The 21,835-nt window shown below is 42.6% G+C and carries 17 protein-coding genes; 9 read left to right on the forward strand and 8 right to left on the reverse strand.

Features of this window, described 5'->3' with window-relative positions; translation table 11 throughout:
- Positions 1-68: 68 nt before the first annotated feature.
- The 3 genes from HMPREF1212_RS17505 to HMPREF1212_RS17515 form a co-directional block, all read right to left on the reverse strand.
- Positions 69-1,802 carry a RagB/SusD family nutrient uptake outer membrane protein gene (locus HMPREF1212_RS17505; RefSeq protein WP_046150493.1) on the reverse strand — a complete coding sequence of 578 codons (1,734 nt, stop codon included), beginning with the start codon at positions 1,800-1,802 and terminating at the stop codon, positions 69-71.
- 11 nt (positions 1,803-1,813) lie between these two features.
- Entirely contained in the window at positions 1,814-5,206 is a 3,393-nt protein-coding gene (locus HMPREF1212_RS17510; protein WP_052725041.1) for a TonB-dependent receptor, read from the reverse strand.
- A gap of 264 nt (positions 5,207-5,470) precedes the next feature.
- Entirely contained in the window at positions 5,471-6,526 is a 1,056-nt protein-coding gene (locus HMPREF1212_RS17515) for a FecR family protein (RefSeq protein ID WP_046150495.1), read from the reverse strand.
- A gap of 149 nt (positions 6,527-6,675) precedes the next feature.
- Here HMPREF1212_RS17515 and HMPREF1212_RS17520 point away from each other — a divergent pair, with 149 nt between their 5' ends.
- Positions 6,676-7,239 (forward strand): RNA polymerase sigma-70 factor, encoded by a 564-nt coding sequence (locus HMPREF1212_RS17520; RefSeq protein ID WP_028727795.1) that lies wholly within the window; start codon positions 6,676-6,678, stop codon positions 7,237-7,239.
- Between the two features lie 321 nt (positions 7,240-7,560).
- Positions 7,561-10,353 (forward strand): TonB-dependent receptor, encoded by a 2,793-nt coding sequence (locus HMPREF1212_RS17525; RefSeq protein ID WP_046151219.1) that lies wholly within the window; start codon positions 7,561-7,563, stop codon positions 10,351-10,353.
- Between the two features lie 102 nt (positions 10,354-10,455).
- Here HMPREF1212_RS17525 and HMPREF1212_RS17530 read toward each other — a convergent pair whose 3' ends face one another.
- Together HMPREF1212_RS17530 and HMPREF1212_RS17535 are read right to left on the reverse strand one after the other, a co-directional pair.
- A complete protein-coding gene (locus tag HMPREF1212_RS17530) occupies positions 10,456-11,742 on the reverse strand; it encodes a Gfo/Idh/MocA family protein (protein WP_028727793.1) in 1,287 nt (428 codons plus the stop codon).
- Between the two features lie 109 nt (positions 11,743-11,851).
- A complete protein-coding gene (locus HMPREF1212_RS17535; RefSeq protein ID WP_028727792.1) occupies positions 11,852-12,445 on the reverse strand; it encodes a rhomboid family intramembrane serine protease in 594 nt (197 codons plus the stop codon).
- A 98-nt stretch (positions 12,446-12,543) separates the two neighbouring features.
- On the opposite strand from HMPREF1212_RS17535, the gene cls reads away from it, so the two are divergent.
- Positions 12,544-13,983, forward strand: coding sequence for a cardiolipin synthase (gene cls / locus HMPREF1212_RS17540; RefSeq protein ID WP_046150496.1), 1,440 nt, complete (start codon positions 12,544-12,546; stop codon positions 13,981-13,983).
- Here the strand turns inward: cls and rsmD are convergent.
- Genes rsmD through HMPREF1212_RS17555 form a run of 3 tightly spaced genes read right to left on the reverse strand, consistent with a single transcriptional unit; the run spans position 13,980 to position 15,980 of the window.
- Positions 13,980-14,528 carry a 16S rRNA (guanine(966)-N(2))-methyltransferase RsmD gene (rsmD, locus tag HMPREF1212_RS17545; protein ID WP_028727790.1) on the reverse strand — a complete coding sequence of 183 codons (549 nt, stop codon included), beginning with the start codon at positions 14,526-14,528 and terminating at the stop codon, positions 13,980-13,982. The two genes, cls and rsmD, sit on opposite strands and share 4 nt — an antisense overlap.
- Entirely contained in the window at positions 14,516-15,343 is an 828-nt protein-coding gene (locus tag HMPREF1212_RS17550; RefSeq protein WP_046150497.1) for a DUF3822 family protein, read from the reverse strand. Before HMPREF1212_RS17550 ends, rsmD begins: the two co-directional genes overlap by 13 nt.
- Before the next feature lie 10 nt (positions 15,344-15,353).
- Entirely contained in the window at positions 15,354-15,980 is a 627-nt protein-coding gene (locus HMPREF1212_RS17555; RefSeq protein WP_046150498.1) for a hypothetical protein, read from the reverse strand.
- 94 nt (positions 15,981-16,074) lie between these two features.
- Here HMPREF1212_RS17555 and HMPREF1212_RS17560 point away from each other — a divergent pair, with 94 nt between their 5' ends.
- The 6 genes from HMPREF1212_RS17560 (at position 16,075) to HMPREF1212_RS17585 (ending at position 21,746) form a co-directional block, all read left to right on the forward strand.
- On the forward strand, positions 16,075-17,490 hold the full coding sequence (locus HMPREF1212_RS17560) for an ATP-dependent DNA helicase (RefSeq protein WP_028727787.1): 1,416 nt from the start codon (positions 16,075-16,077) through the stop codon (positions 17,488-17,490).
- A 110-nt stretch (positions 17,491-17,600) separates the two neighbouring features.
- Positions 17,601-18,311 (forward strand): hypothetical protein, encoded by a 711-nt coding sequence (locus tag HMPREF1212_RS17565; protein WP_046150499.1) that lies wholly within the window; start codon positions 17,601-17,603, stop codon positions 18,309-18,311.
- A 3-nt stretch (positions 18,312-18,314) separates the two neighbouring features.
- The gene (gene rsmI, locus HMPREF1212_RS17570; RefSeq protein ID WP_028727785.1) at positions 18,315-19,019 is read left to right on the forward strand and encodes a 16S rRNA (cytidine(1402)-2'-O)-methyltransferase; all 705 of its coding nucleotides are present in this window, start codon (positions 18,315-18,317) and stop codon (positions 19,017-19,019) included.
- Positions 19,020-19,037: 18 nt separating this feature from the next.
- Positions 19,038-19,910: a Cbp1 family collagen-binding glycoprotein adhesin gene (locus HMPREF1212_RS17575; RefSeq protein WP_028727784.1), complete on the forward strand. Its 873-nt coding sequence runs from the start codon at positions 19,038-19,040 to the stop codon at positions 19,908-19,910.
- On the forward strand, positions 19,910-20,602 hold the full coding sequence (locus HMPREF1212_RS17580) for a YjjG family noncanonical pyrimidine nucleotidase (protein WP_028727783.1): 693 nt from the start codon (positions 19,910-19,912) through the stop codon (positions 20,600-20,602). Before HMPREF1212_RS17575 ends, HMPREF1212_RS17580 begins: the two co-directional genes overlap by 1 nt.
- A gap of 280 nt (positions 20,603-20,882) precedes the next feature.
- Positions 20,883-21,746, forward strand: coding sequence for an Rpn family recombination-promoting nuclease/putative transposase (locus HMPREF1212_RS17585; protein ID WP_046150500.1), 864 nt, complete (start codon positions 20,883-20,885; stop codon positions 21,744-21,746).
- Positions 21,747-21,835: the final 89 nt, after the last annotated feature.

The following is a 21,835-nucleotide window of genomic DNA, read 5'->3' on the forward strand; positions in this document are numbered from 1 at the left end:
TGAAAAAAACTGTCACGAAAATAAAGGAGGATATATAAAAATCCCCCTTTATATACTCATTTTGAATATCAATATCCTGGATTTTGTTCTAAGTTCGAGTTTAGAACTAATTCATTTGAAGGCAACGGTTTCAACCAGTTTTTCTTTTCATCAAACTGCCAACCATTCTTTGCCGGACTATTCCAATGAGGAGCAATATAACCGGCATCACTCACTGGTATTGCGCTAGGATCAAGAACTGGTTTGAACTGGTCTTTGATATCTGCAAATTGTTTCATTTTTGCTCCTAACATAGGACGTTTAATCAAATTAACAGCCGCCCATCTCATTAAATCATCAAAGCGATATCCTTCGCAAGCAAATTCAACCCTCCGTTCACGACGTATCTCATTCAGTAGCGGGCTCAATTCCGGGAAGTCCCACCTCGGATCAATAAAGCCGACATCCACTGTCATATGAGGCATGTCCACCCGATCACGCAATTGGTTTACCGAAATATCCAGATCATTCTGACTACACTCACCCAGCTCAGCCTTGGCTTCTGCATAATTACATAAAACCTCTGCATACCGGAAAATAATACTTGCTGTAATATATCCACCTTCATGTACTGCGGCCGGATCACATCCTTTATATAATTGATAACCGGTTGTATTTCTCAAACGGGAATCATATGTCATATCCGGTACAGTAAAAGAACCGCTCACTTGTCCGTTCACAATCACACGTGGATCACCTTTCTGGTAAATTGTTTGTCTCAAACGAGGGTCTCTATCCTGTACTTCTTTCTCCACCAAATCATCCCCCTGGTAAAGAGGACTGATACTGATAGGTTTACCATCTGAACAGAGATAAGCTTCTATCATATACTTAGATACTCCGGTATTATTATCACTTACACCCCAAATACTCTGGCTGTTATTATATACCCCTAATCCCATATCATATTTTTTCCAAAGTAAAACTTCTTTGTTAGCAGATAAATCTGTCTGATTAAACAAGTTCCAGTAACCTTTACTTTTATCTCCCCCTACCGGTTCTATTGCATAGACGTCCTTATCGATCACCGCCCGTGCTGCATTTGCTGCAATCCGGAAGAAACGATTCGGATCTGCATTTGCAACGCCAAAGGCCGTTCCGTTATGGTATTTTTCCCACGTTCCTTCATATAAAGCGACACGACTCTGAAACAACAGAGCTACATCTTTATGAATTCGTCCGGAAGTAGCCATACTCTTTTCCGGTAATAGACTAATAGCCTTATCTAAATCAGCTATAATAGAATCTGCTATTACCGTCCGTGAAACCCTGCTATCAAACAGTTCTTCTGAATCAGCATACAAAGCTTTCCCAATCCAGGGAAGATCACCAAACTGTTTCAATTTGTCATAATAAAACCAGGCACGCCAAAAATAAATTTCACCAATATAAGGAGCCGTTTCAGAAATAGGGTCCTGCGATTTATGGTAGTTATCAATGAAGAAATTCAGTCCTCTAAGCATTGTCCAGTCCCATCCACCTCCGGAAGATGGAACTGTAATCGTTCCGGATATTTGGGCATCATAATTATATGACCCGGAGACCAGATTATCTGAAGCATTATCCTTCTCATATGGTCCGTAATCATGACCACTCAATACCGGGAAATTCCCATAATACTTATTGGCATAAAGTTCCATTTCCTTTGCTGAAAATGTCATCTGCTGATCTGTGATCTTATCCAAAGGATCCCGGTCTAGGAAATCTTCACAAGACGTAATGAACAATCCTAACAGTACGATAAATAAGCTATATTTTTTCATAATAATTCAATTTAAAAATCAACATTAAAACCAAAAGAGAATGTCTTCGATAAAGGATAAACTTTTCCGGCTCCCCAACTTCCGTTTAAAAGTTCAGGATCAAAATTTTTCTGCAAAGATGTAATTGTAAAGAGATTTTCTCCACTGATAAACATACGGATACGCTCTAAACCGATCTTTGACATAATAGTCTTTGGAATTGTATAACCTAACTGAAAATTCTTCAGGCGTAGATAAGCTGCATTCTGTAGATAACGAGTTTGCGACTGTTGGTTTTTATATACTTCAGAAGAATTATAGGGCTTCGGATAATAAGCACTAGTATTTTCCGGAGTCCAGAAATCTGATGTTTCTTCATACATATTAGAACCAAACCCACCAGTGAATCCCCAGAAGAAAACTCCGCTATTTCCACCTGTCGGAGGACAAAAATCACGCTTCCCTACCCCTTGCAGGAAAATGTTCAAATCAAAACCTTTCCACTGTGCACCTAAAGAAATACCATAGCTAAAACGTGGAGTTGTATTTCCAATAACAGTTAGGTCTCCATGATCATCTTTCGTATTTTTACCTTTATCAATTTTACCATCATTATTTAAATCCTTATACTCCACATCTCCAACTGTCCAGTTTCCATAGATATATGACTGATCAGATATCTTTTTCAACTGCTCTTCCGTTTGTATGATACCTGCTGTTTTATATCCCCAGATTTCTCCGATCGTCTGCCCTTCATAGTAGGTTGACAAAATCTTTGTGGGATTATTATAAGTGATAACCTTGGATACATAATCAGATAAAACCAAATTTACATTATAAGAGAAATCGCTTCCTATCTGATCTCTCCATCCCAGATTCAATTCGAAACCAGAAGTACGTAAATCGGCATTATTTTCTTGTGGTACACTTGCTCCCAATACCGCCGGCAGGGCATTGGCAGGGCCAAACATGTCAGTTGTCGTACGACGATACCAGTCAAATGAAAGATTCAACTGATTTGATAAGAATGAAGCATCTACTCCCACATCAATGGTAGAAACTGTTTCCCAAGTCAGATTACGGCTGACCAACCCGGGTGCTTCCAGATAGTTCGGACGTACCCCGTCTATCAGATAACCATAATTATTGCCTACATTCACTGTACTCAAATACAAATAATCACCCACATTCTGATTCCCCAACGATCCATAAGAAGCACGTAGTTTCAATGAGTTCACAATATGTTCGATTGTCCAGAAGTTTTCTCTGGCAATATTATAACCGACAGAAACGGAAGGGAAAAATCCAAAACGGTCACCACGCTGGAATTTGGAAGAACCATCATAACGAGCATTAAACTCAATCAGGTATTTTTCTTTATAGTTATAATTAGCACGGATAAAAGTACCCATATTTGCCCAATGCGTCAGTGTCTGGGAATTCGTCTGTTCACCAATCGCAGTTGATAAAGAAGGAATATCCTGATTTATCAAATTACGACGCATAGCAGTCAAATAATCATATTTACTTAACTCCAATTGCTGACCAACCATGACCGACATAAAATGGTCGCCAAACAAATGTTCATAAGAAGTATAAGCATTAAATGAGCTATAATCAGTTTGAGCCTGCAAAGTTGAAAAAGCATCATGATTTGGAGCCATTACCGGAACTTCGGAGACCGTATACTCCCAGATTACCGCTTTGTCGTGAGTAGACTCTTTTCTTGCCGTATTTCGGTAAGTATAATCAACGTTTATCTTCCAACCTTTAATCGGCTCAGCCTCTAAAGCTCCCGTTGCACTAAAAACATTGGTATTGTCAAGTGTACGTCCCCCGTCTATTTGTTTATAAATATGAGAGGTTGAAGCCCAATGTCCGTTCGGATCTTTCAAAGACCAGTTCGGATAGCGGGTTGTTGCCAAATGTACCCAGTTACCTATATCCCCATTATAAGCCTCTGAAACGGTATTATTTTTATCCCGGCTGAATTTGACTCTGACATCTCCACGCAACCATTTATAGGGTTCAAAATGTAAATTGCTTGTCAGGTTAAAACGTTCAAAACGATCTTTTCCATATCGCAACAATCCATTTTCCTTATAATAGCCGGCTCCCACATAATAATTGGATTTCTCCGTACCACCTCTTACACTCAAGTCATGTTTATGATTCCATGATCCCGGTTTAAAGAATGCCCTGAACCAATCCACATTATCATTATCCAATGTAGCATACGACCAATAATCCGTATTATTCGGATTCGGAATGTTTGACGGATAATGTCCCGGATCTGCCATATAAGCTTTGATGCGCCCAATATGTTCATCACTGAACATCGGAGACTGTCCTGAGTTTAGTGATGCGATATTATACGCATTCGCAAAATCAAGTGAGTTTACCTGATTCGGAATACATGTTGCATGATTATAGCCTATCACATTATTATAAGATACGGTCACCTTTTCATTTTTAGCCCCCTTCTTAGTCGTTACCAGAATAACACCATAAGCAGCACGTGCACCGTAAATAGCAGCAGAAGCCGCATCCTTCAAAACAGTCAGAGTTTCTACATCGGCAGGATTAATATTATTAATATTATCAGCCGGAACTCCATCTACAATAAATAACGGAGCCCCCCCGGAAAGACTGGTTGTACCACGAACATTATAATCCATCGTTGAGCCGGGAGCCCCACCATTTCCAGAAACTGTCATATTCAAGTTTCCGACTACTCCCTGCAAAGCCTTTCCAATGTTTGTAACAGAGCGGTTTTCCATTGTTTTATTATCTATTTGTGCAACAGCACCAGTCAGATTCACCTTCTTGGTTGTACCGTAACCAACCACTACCACTTCTTCCAACGCCTGACTATCTTCCAACAATGAAACAGAAACATCAGATTTACTTCCTACAGCAATATCTCTTGTTGTATATCCGATATAAGAAAATTGAAGAACCGCATTATCACTGGATAGCATCAAAGAATAAGAACCATTCACATCTGTAGTCGTCCCATTCGTTGTTCCTTTTTCAACAACATTCACCCCAATAACAGGCTCTCCTAAATGATCAGTTACTTTTCCGCTAACTTTTTTACCAACCTGATCCGATCCGGCCACATCAATAGTTGTCAAAATTACATCTTTATCTATCACTTTATACCGTACATTCGACTCTTTAAACAAACGGTTCAATACAACAAATACATCTTCATTCTGTACATTGATAGAAACCTTCCGGTTGACATTTATGATTTTGTTATTATAAAAAAATTGGAAATCGGTCTGTTGTTCAATCTCTTCCAATACTTCTGCGACTGTCTTTTCTGTTCCAAATACAGAAAGTTTTGTCGTTTGCGCATAAGATTGGGACGCAAGTGCCATACTAATAGACAAGCATAACAATAAACAGGTTAACTTCATGGTTCTTGTTATTTTAGGTACTAAATTCAGGATACAAATTTCCCTATCCTGTTGGATATAATAATTCTTTACCATACTTTTGTAAATGATTTAAGATTAAAAAAATAAATTCCTTAGTCTGTTTATAGACCGGCTATTGAATATTTCATACGGGAAGATGCTGGTAACATGTTTCCGTATGTTTTTCAATAATAAGGTCTGCAATGATTGTTCTATTCCATAGGCTTTCTGTTTTTAATGATTATCCAACATTATACTATGTCTCTATTTCCGTTTATTGGTCAACTCGACCACCGTATAATTAATTCCTTTACTGTCATCTCCGGTAATTTGCCTGATCTTATAATCTATTCCTGATGATATTTGCAGGTAATCCAAAATTTGTGACAATTGTTTATCGATGAACGTTCCGGTAAAGTAATAGGATTTTATCAAAGGATCCTTCACTTCGAATTTTACATTATAGAAATAAGACAAATCACGCAACACTTCAGGCAAAGGAGAATTATAAAACATTAATTTTCCTTCTATCCAGGCAGTTTCATATACAGGATTCACAATTTCCATATTCATTTTTCCAGTAGAGAGAATATATGTAGCTTTCATTGAAGGAGATAGTTCTTGTCTCACTACAGTGCCATTCTCTTTTTCTGTTTCAATATTAACTTTCCCTGAAACCAAAGTCGTTTCTATCTGTCCTTCTCCCAGATACGCCTGTAAGTTAAATTCAGTTCCCAATACTTTTACCCTCATTTTTCCATCAGCGACATTCACTATAAAGGGCTTTTCCGGATCATGTGTCACCTTAAAGTAACCTTCTCCATCCAACGTTACAGCCCTTTTATCGTTATCATACGGAACCGGATAAATCAGCGTAGATCCTGAGTTTAAATATGCAACTGTCCCATCCGGCAAGTTACAACTGGTACGCATCCCCGGATTTGAACGAACAGTAACCATTTGTGCTTTCACCTCACTGTCTGTTGTATTCCACCATGAAAGAAGAGTTGACAAAAAGAATCCAACAACAAGACAAGCAGCAACAGTAGAAAAACGATAAATATTTTTTTTCCATACACGCTGCCTAACCCGTTCTTGTACCTTCTCAAAAGCTTTAAGAGGATCACGCTGTTCAATACGCCTATGTGTATATTGCACATGATAAATACGAGCAATTTGTAACAAGGTTTGTTCATTCTCTTCTTTGTCATGCAGCCAGCTCTCAACAATAGCACATTCTTCTGCCGAAGCTTTTCCCCCGATATACAACAACAATAATGAAGTTTCCGGTTCTTCTATATGTTTTCTCTGTTCTTCCATTTTATCTGTTTCTATATATACGACAAAAATCCCCCTCTTCTACCCTAAACAATATCATAAAAAATTTTATACATATTCCTTTTTTTTCTAAATATAATTAGAATTATCAACTATCTTTGCCCGAAACCTTCATAAACAAAATTTAGTAAATGAATGATATTCTATTAGTTAGACAATTACAAGAAGGTAATTCCGAGGCTTATAAACAAATGTTTATCAAGTACTATTCTCCTTTATGCGAATACATTTCCCAATACGTAACAGATGAAGACGCCGAAGAACTGGTACAAGATCTAATGCTTTTCATATGGGAAAACCGAAAAAATATCATTATCACTCAATCCTTGAAATCATATTTATTTATAGCAGTTAAACATCGGTGCCTGAATGCGATTCAAAAGAATTTGTATCATAAGAAAGTACATACCCTTCTTTATGAAAAACTAAAAGAGCAATTTGAAGATCCTGATTACTACTTCGTGAACGAACTGACAGAGAATATAAACAATGCTATCAAAGAACTTCCTGACACTTACCGAGACACGTTCACCTTAAGCCGTTTCGGTGAACAAACCAATGTTCAGATAGCAGAACAACTTGGAGTGTCCGTCAAAACCGTCGAATACCGTATCAGTCAATCCCTGAAAATACTTCGTGTTAAACTGAAAGACTATCTCCCTCTTCTTTCCTTTTTATTCGGGTTTCCTTCCTGATACATCCGGAGAAAGTTCAATTTTCCTTGCAGGAAAGTTGTTGCCGAGGGCGTCAGCTATATTGTCGACAGTGTCAGCTATATTGTCGAGGGCGTCGGCAAAGCTTTCGACAGCGTCGGCAATAACTTTTCCCGGCAACAAAATCAATTTATATCGGGATATTTTTAACTAAATGCCGGGAAGAATGGCTTTTCCCTTTTGGTTAATAAATCAAAATCATCACAGATATTATTAAACTTAATCAAGTCGGAGCCGTCTATCTTCTCGTAACCGGAAACCAGTCCGGATACATATTTGTTTGATACAGATAATATATTAGTTATGAAATCGGGAAGATACTTTTTATGGTTATTTCTTATTCTCTTTTCTTTGCCGGCATTCGCACAGCGGGGTGGAGTTGATGTCACAGGAACTGTGATAGAAGAGGGGAACAACGAGCCTATTGAACAGGCTACGGTACGCTTGTTAAATGTAAAGGACAGTACGATGGTCGGAGGGGTGGCCAGTTCGCGTAATGGTAATTTCACACTGAAAGGGATCAAAGCCGGCAGTTATCTGCTGCACGTTTCTTTCGTAGGGTTCGATCCATTATATCAACCTTTACGGATCACAGGGAAAACCAACCCGGTGAATGTCGGCAAACTTGCACTTAGCGACGGTTCCATTATGCTCGGAGAAGCAGTGGTAATCGGAAAAGCACCGGAAGTGGTTGTCCGCAACGACACGGTCGAATATAATGCCGATTCCTACAAAACGACAGAAGGAGCCGTGCTGGAAGATCTGTTGAAGAAGATGCCGGGTGTGGAAGTCGACAGTGAAGGAAAGATCACCGTCAACGGAAAGGAGATCAAGAAGGTATTGATCGATGGGAAAGAGTTCTTCTCCGACGACCCGAAAGTGGCTTCGAAAAACCTGCCCTCGAAGATGATTGAAAAGGTACAGGTACTGGATCGCCTAAGCGATATGGCACGGATGACCGGATTTGACGACGGGGATGAAGAAACCGTTATCAACCTGACTGTGAAGCCGGGGATGAAACAAGGTTGGTTCGGGAACGCCTTTGCCGGATACGGCAGCAAAGACCGGTATGAAGGGAATTTCATGGTCAACCGTTTTATCAATAATGATCAGGTAACATTCATGGGAGGGCTGAACAATACGAACAATATGGGATTCTCCGATATTGCTTCCACCATGTTTTCCGGGATGGGCGGACGACGTGGAGGACGCGGCGGAGGTGGAGCCGGAAACGGTATCACCTCGTCAGGTAATGCAGGGATGAACTTCAGCAAAGAACTCAACTCAAAAATGACATTAGGAGGTAACATCCGTTACTCACATGCTGATAATGATGCTGAAAGCAGGATAAACAGAACAAACATCCTACCCAACGACAGTTCTACAATCTACAACGAACTGAGCAACAGTAATACGAAAAGCGATAATATCGGAGCAGACTTCCGAATGGAGTGGAAACCGGACACAGCAACCCAGATCATTTTCCAGCCGAGTTTCAGCTATAGCAACAGCCATAACCGCGAGTTCGGTTCATTCAATACATTGACTAACCGGGGAGATACGGTTAATATAGGAGAGTCCGATTATCTTTCCGACGGCGAAGGATACAATGTGAATGCACGATTGGAGTTCAGCCGGAAGCTGAATAGCGAGGGCCGTGTGTTCAGTGGCTCTTTATCCGGAGGAGTAAGTGATTCATATAACAAAGGTTTGAACTACTCCAACACAGAATATTTCCAGGGAGACGATCCGAACGAACTGATCGATCAGCAGTTCAGGTACGATAACAAAGGTTTCAACTATCGGGCATACCTGTCGTGGGTCGAACCGATCGGCAATAATAATTTTATTCAGGCGACATATAGTTTCAGCCAGAATAAGCAGGAAGCACTGAAAAACTCTTATGTAAAAGAAGAAGGTAGCGAAGAATACAATGTTCTGGATACGGCATACAGCAAAAGTTACCGTAACAATTTCATTAATCAACAAGCAAGCCTGGCCTTTAAAGCTGTTCGTGAGAAGTACGACTATACGGTCGGTATGAATCTGGCCCCTTCCCATAGTGTAAGTGAAAACTTTGTTGGCGACTCGACATTATCAAAGTTAACCCGTAATGTGATAAACATCTCACCGATGATCCGTTTCAACTATCGTTTCGATAAGCGCACGAACTTACGGATCAATTATCGGGGACGTACTACTCAACCTTCCATGACGCAACTGCAGCCGGTCGATGACATATCCGATCCGCTAAACACCGTCACAGGTAACCCGGATCTGAAACCGACTTATTCAAATAACTTATTTGCACGTTATCAGAAATTCATCCCTGAAAAACAAACAGCTTTCATGGTGATGCTGAATGCAAACTATATAGTAAATGATATCGTTACCAAATCTGTCTATGTAGGAGAGTCCGGAAAAAAGATGACTACTTACGAAAACGTAAGCGGCAACTATAACGGAAATGTCCGCGTATTGTTCAATACTCCGCTGAAGAACAAAAAGTTCTCCATCAACTCCATGACAATGGCTTCATATAACAATTTAAACGGTTTCATCAACGATAAAAAAAATACGAACAAGAATTACACTGCAATGGAGCGTGCCGGTTTAGATTTCCGTTCAGATTACATAGACTTGGGACTAAACGGGAATATCCGTTATACCGGAACCCAAAATTCTTTGCAAGGACAGAACGATCAGAATATATTCAATTATGGTGTCGGAGGAACAACGGCTATTTATCTTCCGCTCGATTTTAAGATCGAGAGCGATATTACCTGGTCGGCCAACTCGGGTTATGCCGAAGGATATAAACAAAAGGAAGTTTTATGGAACGCATCTGCATCCAAATCGTTCCTGAAAGGTAACCAGGCGACATTGCGTTTCAAGATCTATGATATCCTGCACCAACGCAGCAATATTTCTCAAACCGCAAATAACAGCTATACCCAGTATTCGGAATACAATACATTGAGCAGCTACTTTATGGTTCACTTCATCTACCGGTTCAGCATCTTTAAAGGGGGAGCCAGTATGAACGACGTACGCGGACCGGGTGGCAGAGGTCATGGCGGCCCGCCACGGTTCTGATATCCGAACGTAAAACATTTCAGCCTATAAACAGTAATCGGTGGTAAAAGCTCGTCAGAACATTTACCACCGATTGCGTTTTCCTATACATTATTATATATACTATACTTTCAGGCTATACGGTTCGCGTATCGGATTACCACGTCGCTTGTTCGCTTCATCATCAAAGAAGAACTCTTCTTTCTCCGGATTCCACACCAATTTACGGTCGAACTCATAACACAAATTCACGATATGGCACAGGGAAGCCGTGCGGTGTCCGATCTCCACGGTGCTAAGCGGTTGCTTGCGGGTCTTCATGGAAGTAAGGAAATCATTATAATGATCGTCACTCTTGTACAGCTTGATCTTATCCTCTCCGATCACTTCGTCCTGCAATTTCGCCGGGATCGTATCCAGGAAACTACGGCTGATATCGATCACTCCGTCCGAACCGATAAAACGAACGGCGTTGCCATCCGCTTTACGGAAAGGCTCATGTGTCATAACAGTACCATTGGCGTAACGCATACTGAGAGGACGCAGTTCCCCTTCTTCCGGCGGAGTAAATTCGATCGGGCCGGAATCGTCCATGCCTAATGCCCATTGGGCGATATCAAACATATGAGCACCCCAGTCGCAGATCATACCGCCACCATATTCTTTATAGTTTCGCCAGTTCGGGAACATATTACGTTCCATAGGCGGTGCCAGTTCTTCATTATAAACATTCATAGGAGCCGGGCCGATCCACATTTCCCAATCCAACGTTTTAGGAACCGGTTGTGCAGGCAAATCGTACTTTACGGGAGGAGGTCCGATGGATACTTTCACTTCCTTGATCTCACCGATATAGCCGTTGCGAACCAATTCGCAGGCATGGCGGAAGTTACGCCACGAACGTTGCATATTACCGACTTGCAATACACGGTTGTACTTTTCTACGGCATCGGCCATAGCACGACCTTCTTCGATACTATGCGACATCGGCTTCTCTACATAGACATCTTTTCCGGCACGACAAGCTTCTATCGTTTGTACAGCATGCCAATGGTCGGGGGTTGCTATAATCACGCCGTCTATATCACTCCGGTTCAATAATTCATGGTAGTCTGCATAAAGCTTAAATCCTTTATAGGCCTGCCCTTTTGCCTTTTCCGTTTCTTTTTCAACAATTTCCTGCATGGCTTTCAGCTGGCGGGATTCGCAATCAGCGGCAGCTATCAGGTTAGCACGCCGGGCAAACTCCGGAGCAAGTGTCCACCGGCCCTGTGCCCCACAGCCGATAATTCCCAGATTTATCTGATCGCTGGGAGCTACAAAATTAGTTCCGCCTAAAATGTGACGAGGTAAAATCGTGAAGCCCGCAATAGCCAGTGCCCCACTTCGGATGAAGTTCCTTCTTTTCATTGTGTCTGTCTTATGGTATTACTTACAAATTGAGATATTTCCACAAATCTATAAATAATACCTTAAAAAACAAATACTTGAACAGTGCTAAATATGGAAAATATTCCGATTAAAAGTGAGAAAGGAACGCTTTTATCAACGAAGGATTAAGTAAAGCCGGATATAGGAAACCGTAGACAGCACCGTAAAAATGGGCATTGTGATTGATATTGTCTCCCGCACGTTTAGCCATATATTGACAATAAGCCAGATAGAGCACTCCGAAGATAATTCCCGGTACTGGAATAATAGCAAACAGCAATATTTTACTCCACGGGTCGAAGAGGATAGACGAGAACAGGATGGCCGACACAGCGCCAGATGCCCCGATAGAGACATAATACGGATCGTTGTGATGTTTCAGCACATCATAGATAGAGGCAAAGATCATCCCACCGAAGTAAAGACCCAGATATCCCCACGTTCCGAAACCCAGGTATCCGAAAATACTTTCTATATAAGTTCCGAACGACCAGAAAGTAAACATATTCACCAACAGATGTGTCATATCCGCATGTACAAAGCCATGTGTAACCAGCCGGTACCATTCATTATTCTTTACCGTACGGTAAGGTATCAGCGCTAATTTGCGAAACAGTTCCTGGTTATTGAAACAAAGATATGAAACAACGACTGTTATACCTATAATAATATATGTAATCATCTTCTTCCTATTTTATATTATCCGGCAAATGTAGTAAAGATTTGTTATTTCCGAATTACCTTATTACCTTTATCAACCTGTAACAAAGAATAAAAAGGATGCCGGCAGTCATACATATACAATGGGTCGTTGGGGTAATATTCATTATATTATACTCAATCACGATCATGGGGTTAGTGCTGGTTATCATTGCAGAGAACAGGAACCCGTTAAAAACCATCCCCTGGGTAATCGTATTATTACTCGCTCCCGGTGTCGGTCTGCTCTTTTATTTCTTCTTCGGACAGGACAACAGGAAGCAGCGGATCATCTCACGCAGGACTTACAAACGCATCATGAAACGGCCGCAGGAAGGCAAACTGCCCCAGGATGCCTGTACCGTCCCCGCCCCATATCAACCGTTGGTCACTCTTTTGAATAACAACAACCAGTCATCGCTGTTGTATGGTAGTGAAATCAAAATATATACAAACGGGACGGAGAAGTTCAAAGACCTGCTGAAAGATATACAGGGTGCAACGCATCATATCCACTTCCAATATTATATCTTCTGTGATGACGAAGTCGGCATACGGTTCAAGGATGCCCTGATAGCGAAGGCTAAAGAAGGCGTCAAAGTGCGGGTACTCTATGACGATGTGGGTTGCTGGAATGTAAAAGATAAGTTCTTCAACGAAATGAAGGAAGCAGGGATTGAAGTCTATGCCTTCCTGAAAGTAGCGTTTCCGGTCTTCACCAGCAAGGTGAATTACCGAAACCACCGGAAGATTGTCGTGATAGACGGACAAATCGGTTATATGGGCGGCATGAACATAGCCGACCGGTATGAGAAAGGGACGGCATGGGGCACCTGGCGCGATACGCATTTCCGGATCATCGGCAAAGGTGTGCACGGGCTTCAATCGACATTCCTGATCGACTGGTATGTTGTCAGCAAAAAACTACTGAACGACAAGATATTTTATCCCCCGGCAAAGATATACCACGACGATAATATCATGCAGATTGCCACCAGCGGCCCCGTCGGTCAATGGCGTACCCTGCTTCAGGCTTATATCTTCACGATAGCCAATGCTAAAAAGTATATTTACATACAGACACCTTATTTCCTTCCGACCGAAGGGCTGAACCAAGCTTTGCTGATTGCAGCACTGGGAGGAGTCGACGTGCGCCTGATGTTACCCAAACGTTCGGATACACGTACGGCCAACATGGCAACGCACTCTTTTATCGACGAGATGGTAAAAGCCGGCGTCAAAGTCTATTTCTATAAGCCGGGCTTCCTTCATTCGAAACTGATGATCACGGACGACGCACTTGCCTGCATAGGCTCGGCCAATATGGATTTCCGAAGCTTCGAACATAATTTCGAGATCAATGCATTCGTCTACCAACCCTCTTTCGCCTTGCAGATGAAACGGGTATTCCTGCACGACCTGCACAGTTGCGAACGGCTGGTTCCTTCCCGTTGGCTCAAACGACCGGTCAAGCAACGCCTGGCAGAGTCATTCATGCGGTTGTTCTCCCCGCTCCTTTAAGCCTTTTCTTCTTTAATAAAGATACTGAAGTTGACAGAGCCGTACACCCGTCGCTGATCAAAATAAGGAAGCTCGGAGAAGTCATTATCCCTGGGATGCTCCATGACAAAGATACCCCCGTCGCGCAACAGCTCTTTTTCGAACACCAGTTTCGGAACTTCCGGCAACTCTTTCAGCGCATAGGGAGGATCGGCAAAGATAAAATCGAAACCTTGTTTCGGAGCAGAATGAAGATAACGGAACACATCACCCCGGATCAGACGCAGCGAGTCGGTTTTCAGTTCCTTAGCCACCTTTGCAATAAAAGAGGCATGGGCATTGTTCTTCTCCACAGCCGTAACGCTTTTACATTCGCGCGACAACAGTTCGAACGAGATACTGCCTGTCCCGGCAAACAGGTCGAGTGCGTCTGCACCTTCCAGGTCGGTCAGGTTGTTGATTACATTGAAAAGATTCTCTTTGGCAAAATCGGTAGTCGGCCGTGCACTGAAAGTAGACGGTACATCGAAACGCCGACGGCCATATATTCCGCTTATAATTCGCATACAGATAAAGCTATTAAATCCAACGGGGCCTGTACGATCTCGGCTCCCAACAAATAAGCGTCCGACGGTATTTCTGCCGGACTGATATATTGTATATAATTCCGCAACGTAGCAGTTATCGTGTTACGAAGGGAAGCACCTCCATACATATGAAGCTGATCTCTTTCCTGATCCATCCCCACCTGTTTCCATACATATAATATATAGTATAGGATATCATCCGGTTTATCATACTCGAAAGAGTTGGCAAAAAGCAAAGATCCTCCGGCATAACAAACCACATCCATCATCCTCCGGTGTAAGACAACATACAACTGCCGGGGTATCAACTGCCGGCTCTGTTGTTTCCACAAAGCCAACTGGGGAGTGATATGATGGATAAATGCAGGATTGATCAGCGAACGGGAACAAAACTCATATACATCTTCATCGATACCGAACACCACTTCTACCGCCTCACGCGTCAGCAGGTTGTTCAGGCATTTGCTTTCAGGGGAGAAGAAGGTGAACGATAACAGTTCGTCCTTCTGTTTATCGGTAAAGACCTCTTCAGGCACCATCGTATATTGCGGAGTTACACAAACCAGATTCGTCCGCTTATAAGAATAAGTAAGAAACTCGTGCTCAAAGAAAAACTCTTTCAATGAAGCAATATAAGGCTTCGTCCGGTCGAACTCCACGTTCCTGTAAAAGAAACTTTCGTTCACCGAAGGGCTGTATCCTGAAAAAGAAAGTCCATCCGACCTAAGCCGGATGGACATTATATATTTTCCAGAATTATCAGCAGTCAACGTATCAGGAATACTGATAGTCATAAGCGATCGATTATTCCCAGTTACCTGCGTTGTTATTAATTTCAGTCAGTGAACCTACGCGTAAACCATCATATTTACCCAGCTTTTCAGCTTTATCTTTCAGGTTTACAACCAACTGTTTGTCAAGATCACCCAGATAATCGTCATACTTAACGCCAGCTTCAAATACTTTTACAGTATAACCGGAACCGGAAGTCAACGTAGCTGTGTCCATAGAGAACTGAACGCCTGCACCCGGAACATTAGCCAGATCATCCACATTGTAGTTTGCTCCGAACAAAGTATCCTTAGCCACAACCCAAACTGTATCACGTTTGATCAAACCTTTCTTTACAGCTTCTTTCTCAGTCATACCTTTTTCCAGCTGCTCGTCAGTCAAAACACCTTCTTTGATCAGGAACGGAAGTTTGTCGTCCTTCAGGAACTTAATCAAATCGGCGAATGTACCTGCATGAGTTTTGTACACATTCTTGTACTCGATCTGAGCTTTACGAATATCGATCAGACGAGCCTTAATAGCACTTTCACGCGCATCTTTTTCCTTGTTGAATTCGATCGGCGTCATAATGCTTCTATAGCACATGTAAACAAGCAGGACAACTGCAACTGCTACTAAAATCTTTAATGTAACTTTCATGGTTTGTATTGTTTTTTTGAATTTATTTCGTTCGGCAAATTTAAAAAAGAATATTTAATACACTACCTTTATCACCAAAATTATTGCAATCAAAATGATAAATAGTTATTTAAGCCGCCAAATTACGCAAAATTTCCCATATAATCCTACTGAAGACCAGAATTTGGCCTTAAAAATACTGACGGAGTTTCTACTTTCGGACGAAACCGACTCGATATTATTGCTAAAAGGATATGCGGGAACAGGAAAAACGTCCCTGGTAGGAGCCCTTGTCAAGACACTGACTGAACTAAAACAGAAAACCGTCTTGCTTGCCCCCACCGGAAGAGCGGCCAAAGTATTCTCTAATTATTCCGGCCACAAAGCCTTCACCATACATAAAAAGATATACCGCCAGAAGGCTTTTTCGAACGAACCGACCGGATTTTTACCGGCTGATAATTTACATAAAGATACATTATTTATAGTAGATGAAGCGTCCATGATCTCGAACGACGGGCTCGACTCGGCATTTTTCGGTACAGGACGTTTGCTGGACGATCTGATACAATATGTATACTCCGGCGAGAACTGCCGCCTTATCCTCATGGGTGACGTGGCACAGCTTCCCCCGGTCATGCAAACAGAAAGCCCAGCCTTGAACGCAGAGATATTGAAAGGATATAATCTGGAGGTACGGGAAATCACGCTGACACAGGTCGTACGACAGAGTGAAGACTCGGGTATCCTGTTCAACGCCACCCGTTTGCGTAATGCCTTACGGGAAAACACGGTAGAGATCTATCCGAAGCTTAATCTGAAAGGTTTCGCCGATTTCAGGAAAGTGAACGGGGACGAACTGATCGAAGAAATCTCCTCGGCCTACAGCCGCGACGGAGTGGAAGATACGATGATCATCACTCGGTCGAACAAACGGGCTACAATTTACAATAATGGTATCCGCAACCGAATCCTGTACCGCGAAGAAGAATTATCGTCGGGCGACCGTTTGATGGTGGCCAAGAACAATTACTACTGGACAAGCGAATGCAAGGAGATGGATTTCATAGCCAACGGAGAGATCGTGCAGGTAGTTCGTGTCAGACGAACCAGCGAACTATACGGATTCCGTTTCGCCGATGTTACCGTACGCTTCCAGGATTACGATCTTGAAATGGATATCAAGATACTGCTCGACACCCTGCAAACAGACTCCCCCGCCCTTCCAAAAGAGCTGAATGACAAGTTGTTCTACACCATACTCGAAGACTACGACGACATCCCGACCAAGGCGGGCAAAATGAAAAAGATGAAAGCCGACCCGCATTACAACGTTGTCCAGGTGAAATACGCCTATGCCATCACCTGCCACAAAGCACAGGGCGGACAATGGATGAACGTCTTTCTCGATATCGGATATATGACCGAAGAAATGCTGGGTGAAGATTTCTACCGTTGGCTCTATACCGCCTTCACCCGCGCCACTCATCGGTTATATTTGGTTAATTTACCGGATGAGTTTGTTGAGTGACAGTACATTTTTCATATATTAGCCGCGTTACATGAATAGAAATAGTTATTTTTGTTGCAATAATACCGGGATGCCTTTAATAGGCTTCCCCGTAAAGAATAATATAAGGAATGGCAAATAAAGAAAAAATAGATTATCTGTTACTCGATCTCAAAGAACTTGAGACGCTGATTGCCGGGATGCGGGATGCAGAGGTTTACCCGGTGTCCTTCTTTAGCCAGACTTTCAATCTGACACACAAAGTACTGAATGATCTTCATTCACTGGAAACGGCTCAGATCGAAATGTTACGCGAACAAATGGAAGCCCATCAGGCACTGATCCAATCGTTGCCGAATCCGGCTGCCGCACCGATGCCCATTGTGCCCGAAGTGCAGGAAGTACAGGAAGTACAGGAAGAGCCGGTTGCTGAAACAGTAATCGTCCGGGAACCGGAGGTTAAAGTGGAAGTGAAGGAACCTGTCCGGGAAATCATTATCGAGAAACCGGAAATCATTACTCCGCCGGCTAAACCGGAAAAGCCGGCTGAAACACCTCATAAACCCATTACAACGGAAAAGCAGGGCGTATTCCTGAGCGACCTGCTCGAAAAGAAGAATCTTTCCGACTTCCGTAAGGCATTCAGCCTGAACGATCGTTTCCGCTTCCGCCGCGAACTGTTCGGGGGCGATGAGGAGAAAATGAATAAAGCGATCACCGACCTCAACGACATTCATTCATACGAAGAATCGGTGGCTTATCTGAATAACGAACTGAAATGGAATATAGAAGATGAAGCCGTTGCCGACTTCATCAAGCTACTTGAAAAACGATTCCTGTAAGATATGGCAAAGTTAACAGTTGTACCCACTCCCGTAGGAAATCTGGAAGATATGACCTTCCGGGCGATCCGTGTGTTGAAAGAGGCCGACCTGATTCTGGCCGAAGACACACGTACGACTGGTATTCTACTGAAACATTTTGAGATACAAAACAAGATGCAGTCGCACCACAAGTTCAACGAACATAAGACGGTGGAGCAGATCGCTTCCCGCATCAAAGGCGGCGAAAACATTGCACTTGTTTCCGATGCCGGCACACCGGCCATTTCCGACCCGGGCTTTATGCTCGTAAGGGAATGTGTACGACAAGGTGTAGACGTTGAATGCCTTCCGGGAGCAACCGCATTCGTTCCGGCCCTGGTTAATTCCGGGCTACCCAACGAGAAATTCTGTTTCGAAGGCTTCCTTCCCCAAAAGAAAGGGCGGCAAACACGCCTCAAGGAGTTGTCTACCGAAAACAGAACGATCATCTTTTATGAATCACCTTTCCGATTAGTAAAGACGCTAACCCAACTAGCCGAATTCTTCGGAACCGACCGGCAAGTCTCCGTCTCGCGCGAGATATCCAAACTGCACGAAGAGACTGTACGCGGAACCCTCGAAGAGGTTATAGCTCACTTTACCGTGAACGATCCGAGAGGTGAGATTGTTATAGTATTAGCAGGCTTGAAAGATAAAAAAGAAAAAGAGACAGAAAAAGATGTTTAACTCAAAAACAAAAAGAAAATGAAGAAGTTATTATTAGCTTGTACCTGCGCAACATTGCTGGTTTCCTGCGGACAGAATTCGGCCGAATATAAAAAGCTGAAAGCCGAGAACGATTCTCTGAAAATAGAGAACACAAAGAGTAGCAGCGAAATGAACGAAATCCTTTCCATCCTGAACGATGTAGAGGCAGACATACAGTCTATCCGCGATGCAGAAAACTATCTGAACATCCAGCAGCAAACCGGAGGTGAGTTCAGCAAGAGCAACCGCGAACAGATCAAGCAGAATATGCAGTTGATCAGTGAGACACTGAAGAAAAACAAAGAAACGATCAATCAGCTTGAGGACAAACTGAAAAAGAGCGGCATCCAGTCATCCGCACTGAAAAAGACAATCAACCGCCTATCTTCCGAACTGGATCAGAAGGCTACCATGATTGTTGCTTTGCAGGAAGACCTGGCTAAAAAGAATGTACGTATCCAGGAACTGGACGAAATGGTTTCTTCCCTGAACGAAGATGTGGAAAGCCTGGCAACGACTGCTGCCGCCCAGTCTGAAAAGCTGAACGAACAGGATAAGGCTCTCAACACAGCTTACTATTGTTTCGGTACTTCCAAAGAACTGAAAGACCAGAAGATCCTTTCAGGTGGCGGTCTTTTCTCTAAATCAAAAGTATTGCAGAGCGGCTTCAACAAAGATTACTTTATTTCTGTCGACATCCGTGAAGTAAAGGAAATCCCTTTGTTTGCTGCTAAAGCTAAACTGAAATCCAACCATCCGGAAGGTTCTTACGAATTCGTAAAAGACGAAGACGGCAACCTGACACTGAATATCACAGATCCAAGAGCATTCTGGAGCCTTGGCAAATATCTGGTTATCGAAGTAGGATGATGAAATACAAAAACCTCTTTATAGACTTGGACGATACCCTTTGGGATACGTACCATAATAATAAAGAATGCCTCGAAGAGATTTATACCGATCACCACTTTGATCGGTATTATGCCTCCTTCGAGGCTTTCTTTGCAATCTATTGGCCACATAATGAGTTACTGTGGAGACAATATCGGGCCGGTGAAATCGACAGGCAGACACTTATCGTCGACCGTTTCCGTTATATGCTTCGCCCGATGGGTATTGAAGACACCCAATCTGTCCTGGCAGTCAACAACGACTTCCTGCAACGCACCACCACCAAGACGCGCCTTGTTCCCGGTGCCATCGAGCTACTCGAATACCTGCGTCCTTCTTACCGGATGTATATCTTATCGAACGGTTTCCGTGAAGTACAGGACAAGAAACTGCGCAACTCCGGCCTGGCTCCTTACTTCACCCGGATGATTCTCTCTGAAGATGCCGGAATCCAAAAACCCCATAAAGGGATATTCGACTTCGCCCTGATCAACACCAATTCCCGCCGTACCGAATCACTCATGATCGGCGACTGCTTCGAAGCCGACATCGAAGGCGCCTACCACTCCAAAATAGACCAGCTCTGGCTCAACCCGAAAGGAGTACCGGCCAAAGGCTTTACCCCGACTTATGTTGTCAGTAGCCTGGAAGAAATAAAAGGAATATTATAAAAGAGTTAATCCGGCTTCAGCATTCATACAAGCCCAGCACACTGATATTCAACACAACAAGAAATGAACGCGGTAGTATTTTCGGATTCATCGGGCCTTCATTTCGCCTTCATAGCTTACATCTTCAACCATTTACATATCCGATCGCACAACGTTAATTGTCAGCCAGTAAAACTCATAGTCTAATAAAAAGTACTATCTATACTTGCAATAAATAAAATATTGACTACATTTGCCCCATCACCTGCTATTAGGTGTTAACCATTACATACCATAAGCTATGGAACATTACGTTAACATTATGCTCGACAGCGGCTTCAAGGCTGTATTCGGTAACAAACAAGTAGCTATCGATTTCATTAATGCCACTCTGCAAGGCGAACGTAAGGTAAAAGACCTTACTTATCTGGATAAAGAGATTATTCCCGAATCATTGGATCAACGCACAATCATTTTCGATTGCCTTTGTGAAGACACAGACGGGACAAAGTTTATCCTTGAAATGCAGAATTGCCCCCAACGTTACTTCTTTAACCGCGGATTTTATTACATTTGTCGTATGATCTCCCGTCAGGGAGAAATAGGATCGGAGTGGAAATATGAATTGCTTCCGGTCTATGGTATCTTCCTGTTGAACTTCAGCTTACCTGAATTCCCTACCTGGCGTACGGATGTAGTATTGGCAAATGAAGCAACAGGCAAATCTTTTAGTGAAATCAAACTGAAACAAGTCTATATTTCGTTTGAGTTATTTAATTTACAGAAAGAGGAATGCATCACTCCTCTTGAGAATATGATTTATATATTGAAGAATATGAATATATTTGATGTGTCACCTTTTAAGGAGGAAAACGAGGCGTTCCGCCGCATACTCGATGCAGCAAACGTGAATGCAATGGATCCCCATGAGCGTGCCGTATATGACGAAGTACTGAAGCGTTACCGCGATTGGCGTTGCACAACAGAATATGCCATAGAACAAGCAAACGAGAAAGGTCTAAAACAAGGCATGGAAAAAGGGATAGAGAGAGGAATGGAGCAAGGCATGCACCTCGTCGCAACAACCATGAAGCAGAAAGGATTTGACTTCAAGGATATATCGGAATGTACAGGTCTCACCCTGGAAGTAATAGAAAAGCTATAGTAAGCCCTTAGTACCGGAGAACTAAGCTTTTAGCATAGCACTATTAAGCTATTATCTCCGCTATTTTAAATATGAAAGGCTAGCCATAC

The organism is Parabacteroides sp. HGS0025, from assembly GCF_000969845.1.
In the GTDB taxonomy this organism is placed as follows: Bacteria; Bacteroidota; Bacteroidia; order Bacteroidales; family Tannerellaceae; genus Parabacteroides; species Parabacteroides gordonii.

Excerpts from the sequence above, each read along its gene's own strand:
- HMPREF1212_RS17505 (WP_046150493.1), bottom strand. The coding sequence starts at position 1,802 with ATGAAAAAATATAGCTTATTTATCGTACTGTTAGGATTGTTCATTACG.
- HMPREF1212_RS17510 (WP_052725041.1), bottom strand. The coding sequence starts at position 5,206 with ATGAAGTTAACCTGTTTATTGTTATGCTTGTCTATTAGTATGGCACTT.
- HMPREF1212_RS17515 (WP_046150495.1), bottom strand. The coding sequence starts at position 6,526 with ATGGAAGAACAGAGAAAACATATAGAAGAACCGGAAACTTCATTATTG.
- HMPREF1212_RS17520 (WP_028727795.1), top strand. The coding sequence starts at position 6,676 with ATGAATGATATTCTATTAGTTAGACAATTACAAGAAGGTAATTCCGAG.
- HMPREF1212_RS17525 (WP_046151219.1), top strand. The coding sequence starts at position 7,561 with ATGAAATCGGGAAGATACTTTTTATGGTTATTTCTTATTCTCTTTTCT.
- HMPREF1212_RS17530 (WP_028727793.1), bottom strand. The coding sequence starts at position 11,742 with ATGAAAAGAAGGAACTTCATCCGAAGTGGGGCACTGGCTATTGCGGGC.
- HMPREF1212_RS17535 (WP_028727792.1), bottom strand. The coding sequence starts at position 12,445 with ATGATTACATATATTATTATAGGTATAACAGTCGTTGTTTCATATCTT.
- cls (WP_046150496.1), top strand. The coding sequence starts at position 12,544 with ATGCCGGCAGTCATACATATACAATGGGTCGTTGGGGTAATATTCATT.
- rsmD (WP_028727790.1), bottom strand. The coding sequence starts at position 14,528 with ATGCGAATTATAAGCGGAATATATGGCCGTCGGCGTTTCGATGTACCG.
- HMPREF1212_RS17550 (WP_046150497.1), bottom strand. The coding sequence starts at position 15,343 with ATGACTATCAGTATTCCTGATACGTTGACTGCTGATAATTCTGGAAAA.
- HMPREF1212_RS17555 (WP_046150498.1), bottom strand. The coding sequence starts at position 15,980 with ATGAAAGTTACATTAAAGATTTTAGTAGCAGTTGCAGTTGTCCTGCTT.
- HMPREF1212_RS17560 (WP_028727787.1), top strand. The coding sequence starts at position 16,075 with ATGATAAATAGTTATTTAAGCCGCCAAATTACGCAAAATTTCCCATAT.
- HMPREF1212_RS17565 (WP_046150499.1), top strand. The coding sequence starts at position 17,601 with ATGGCAAATAAAGAAAAAATAGATTATCTGTTACTCGATCTCAAAGAA.
- rsmI (WP_028727785.1), top strand. The coding sequence starts at position 18,315 with ATGGCAAAGTTAACAGTTGTACCCACTCCCGTAGGAAATCTGGAAGAT.
- HMPREF1212_RS17575 (WP_028727784.1), top strand. The coding sequence starts at position 19,038 with ATGAAGAAGTTATTATTAGCTTGTACCTGCGCAACATTGCTGGTTTCC.
- HMPREF1212_RS17580 (WP_028727783.1), top strand. The coding sequence starts at position 19,910 with ATGAAATACAAAAACCTCTTTATAGACTTGGACGATACCCTTTGGGAT.
- HMPREF1212_RS17585 (WP_046150500.1), top strand. The coding sequence starts at position 20,883 with ATGGAACATTACGTTAACATTATGCTCGACAGCGGCTTCAAGGCTGTA.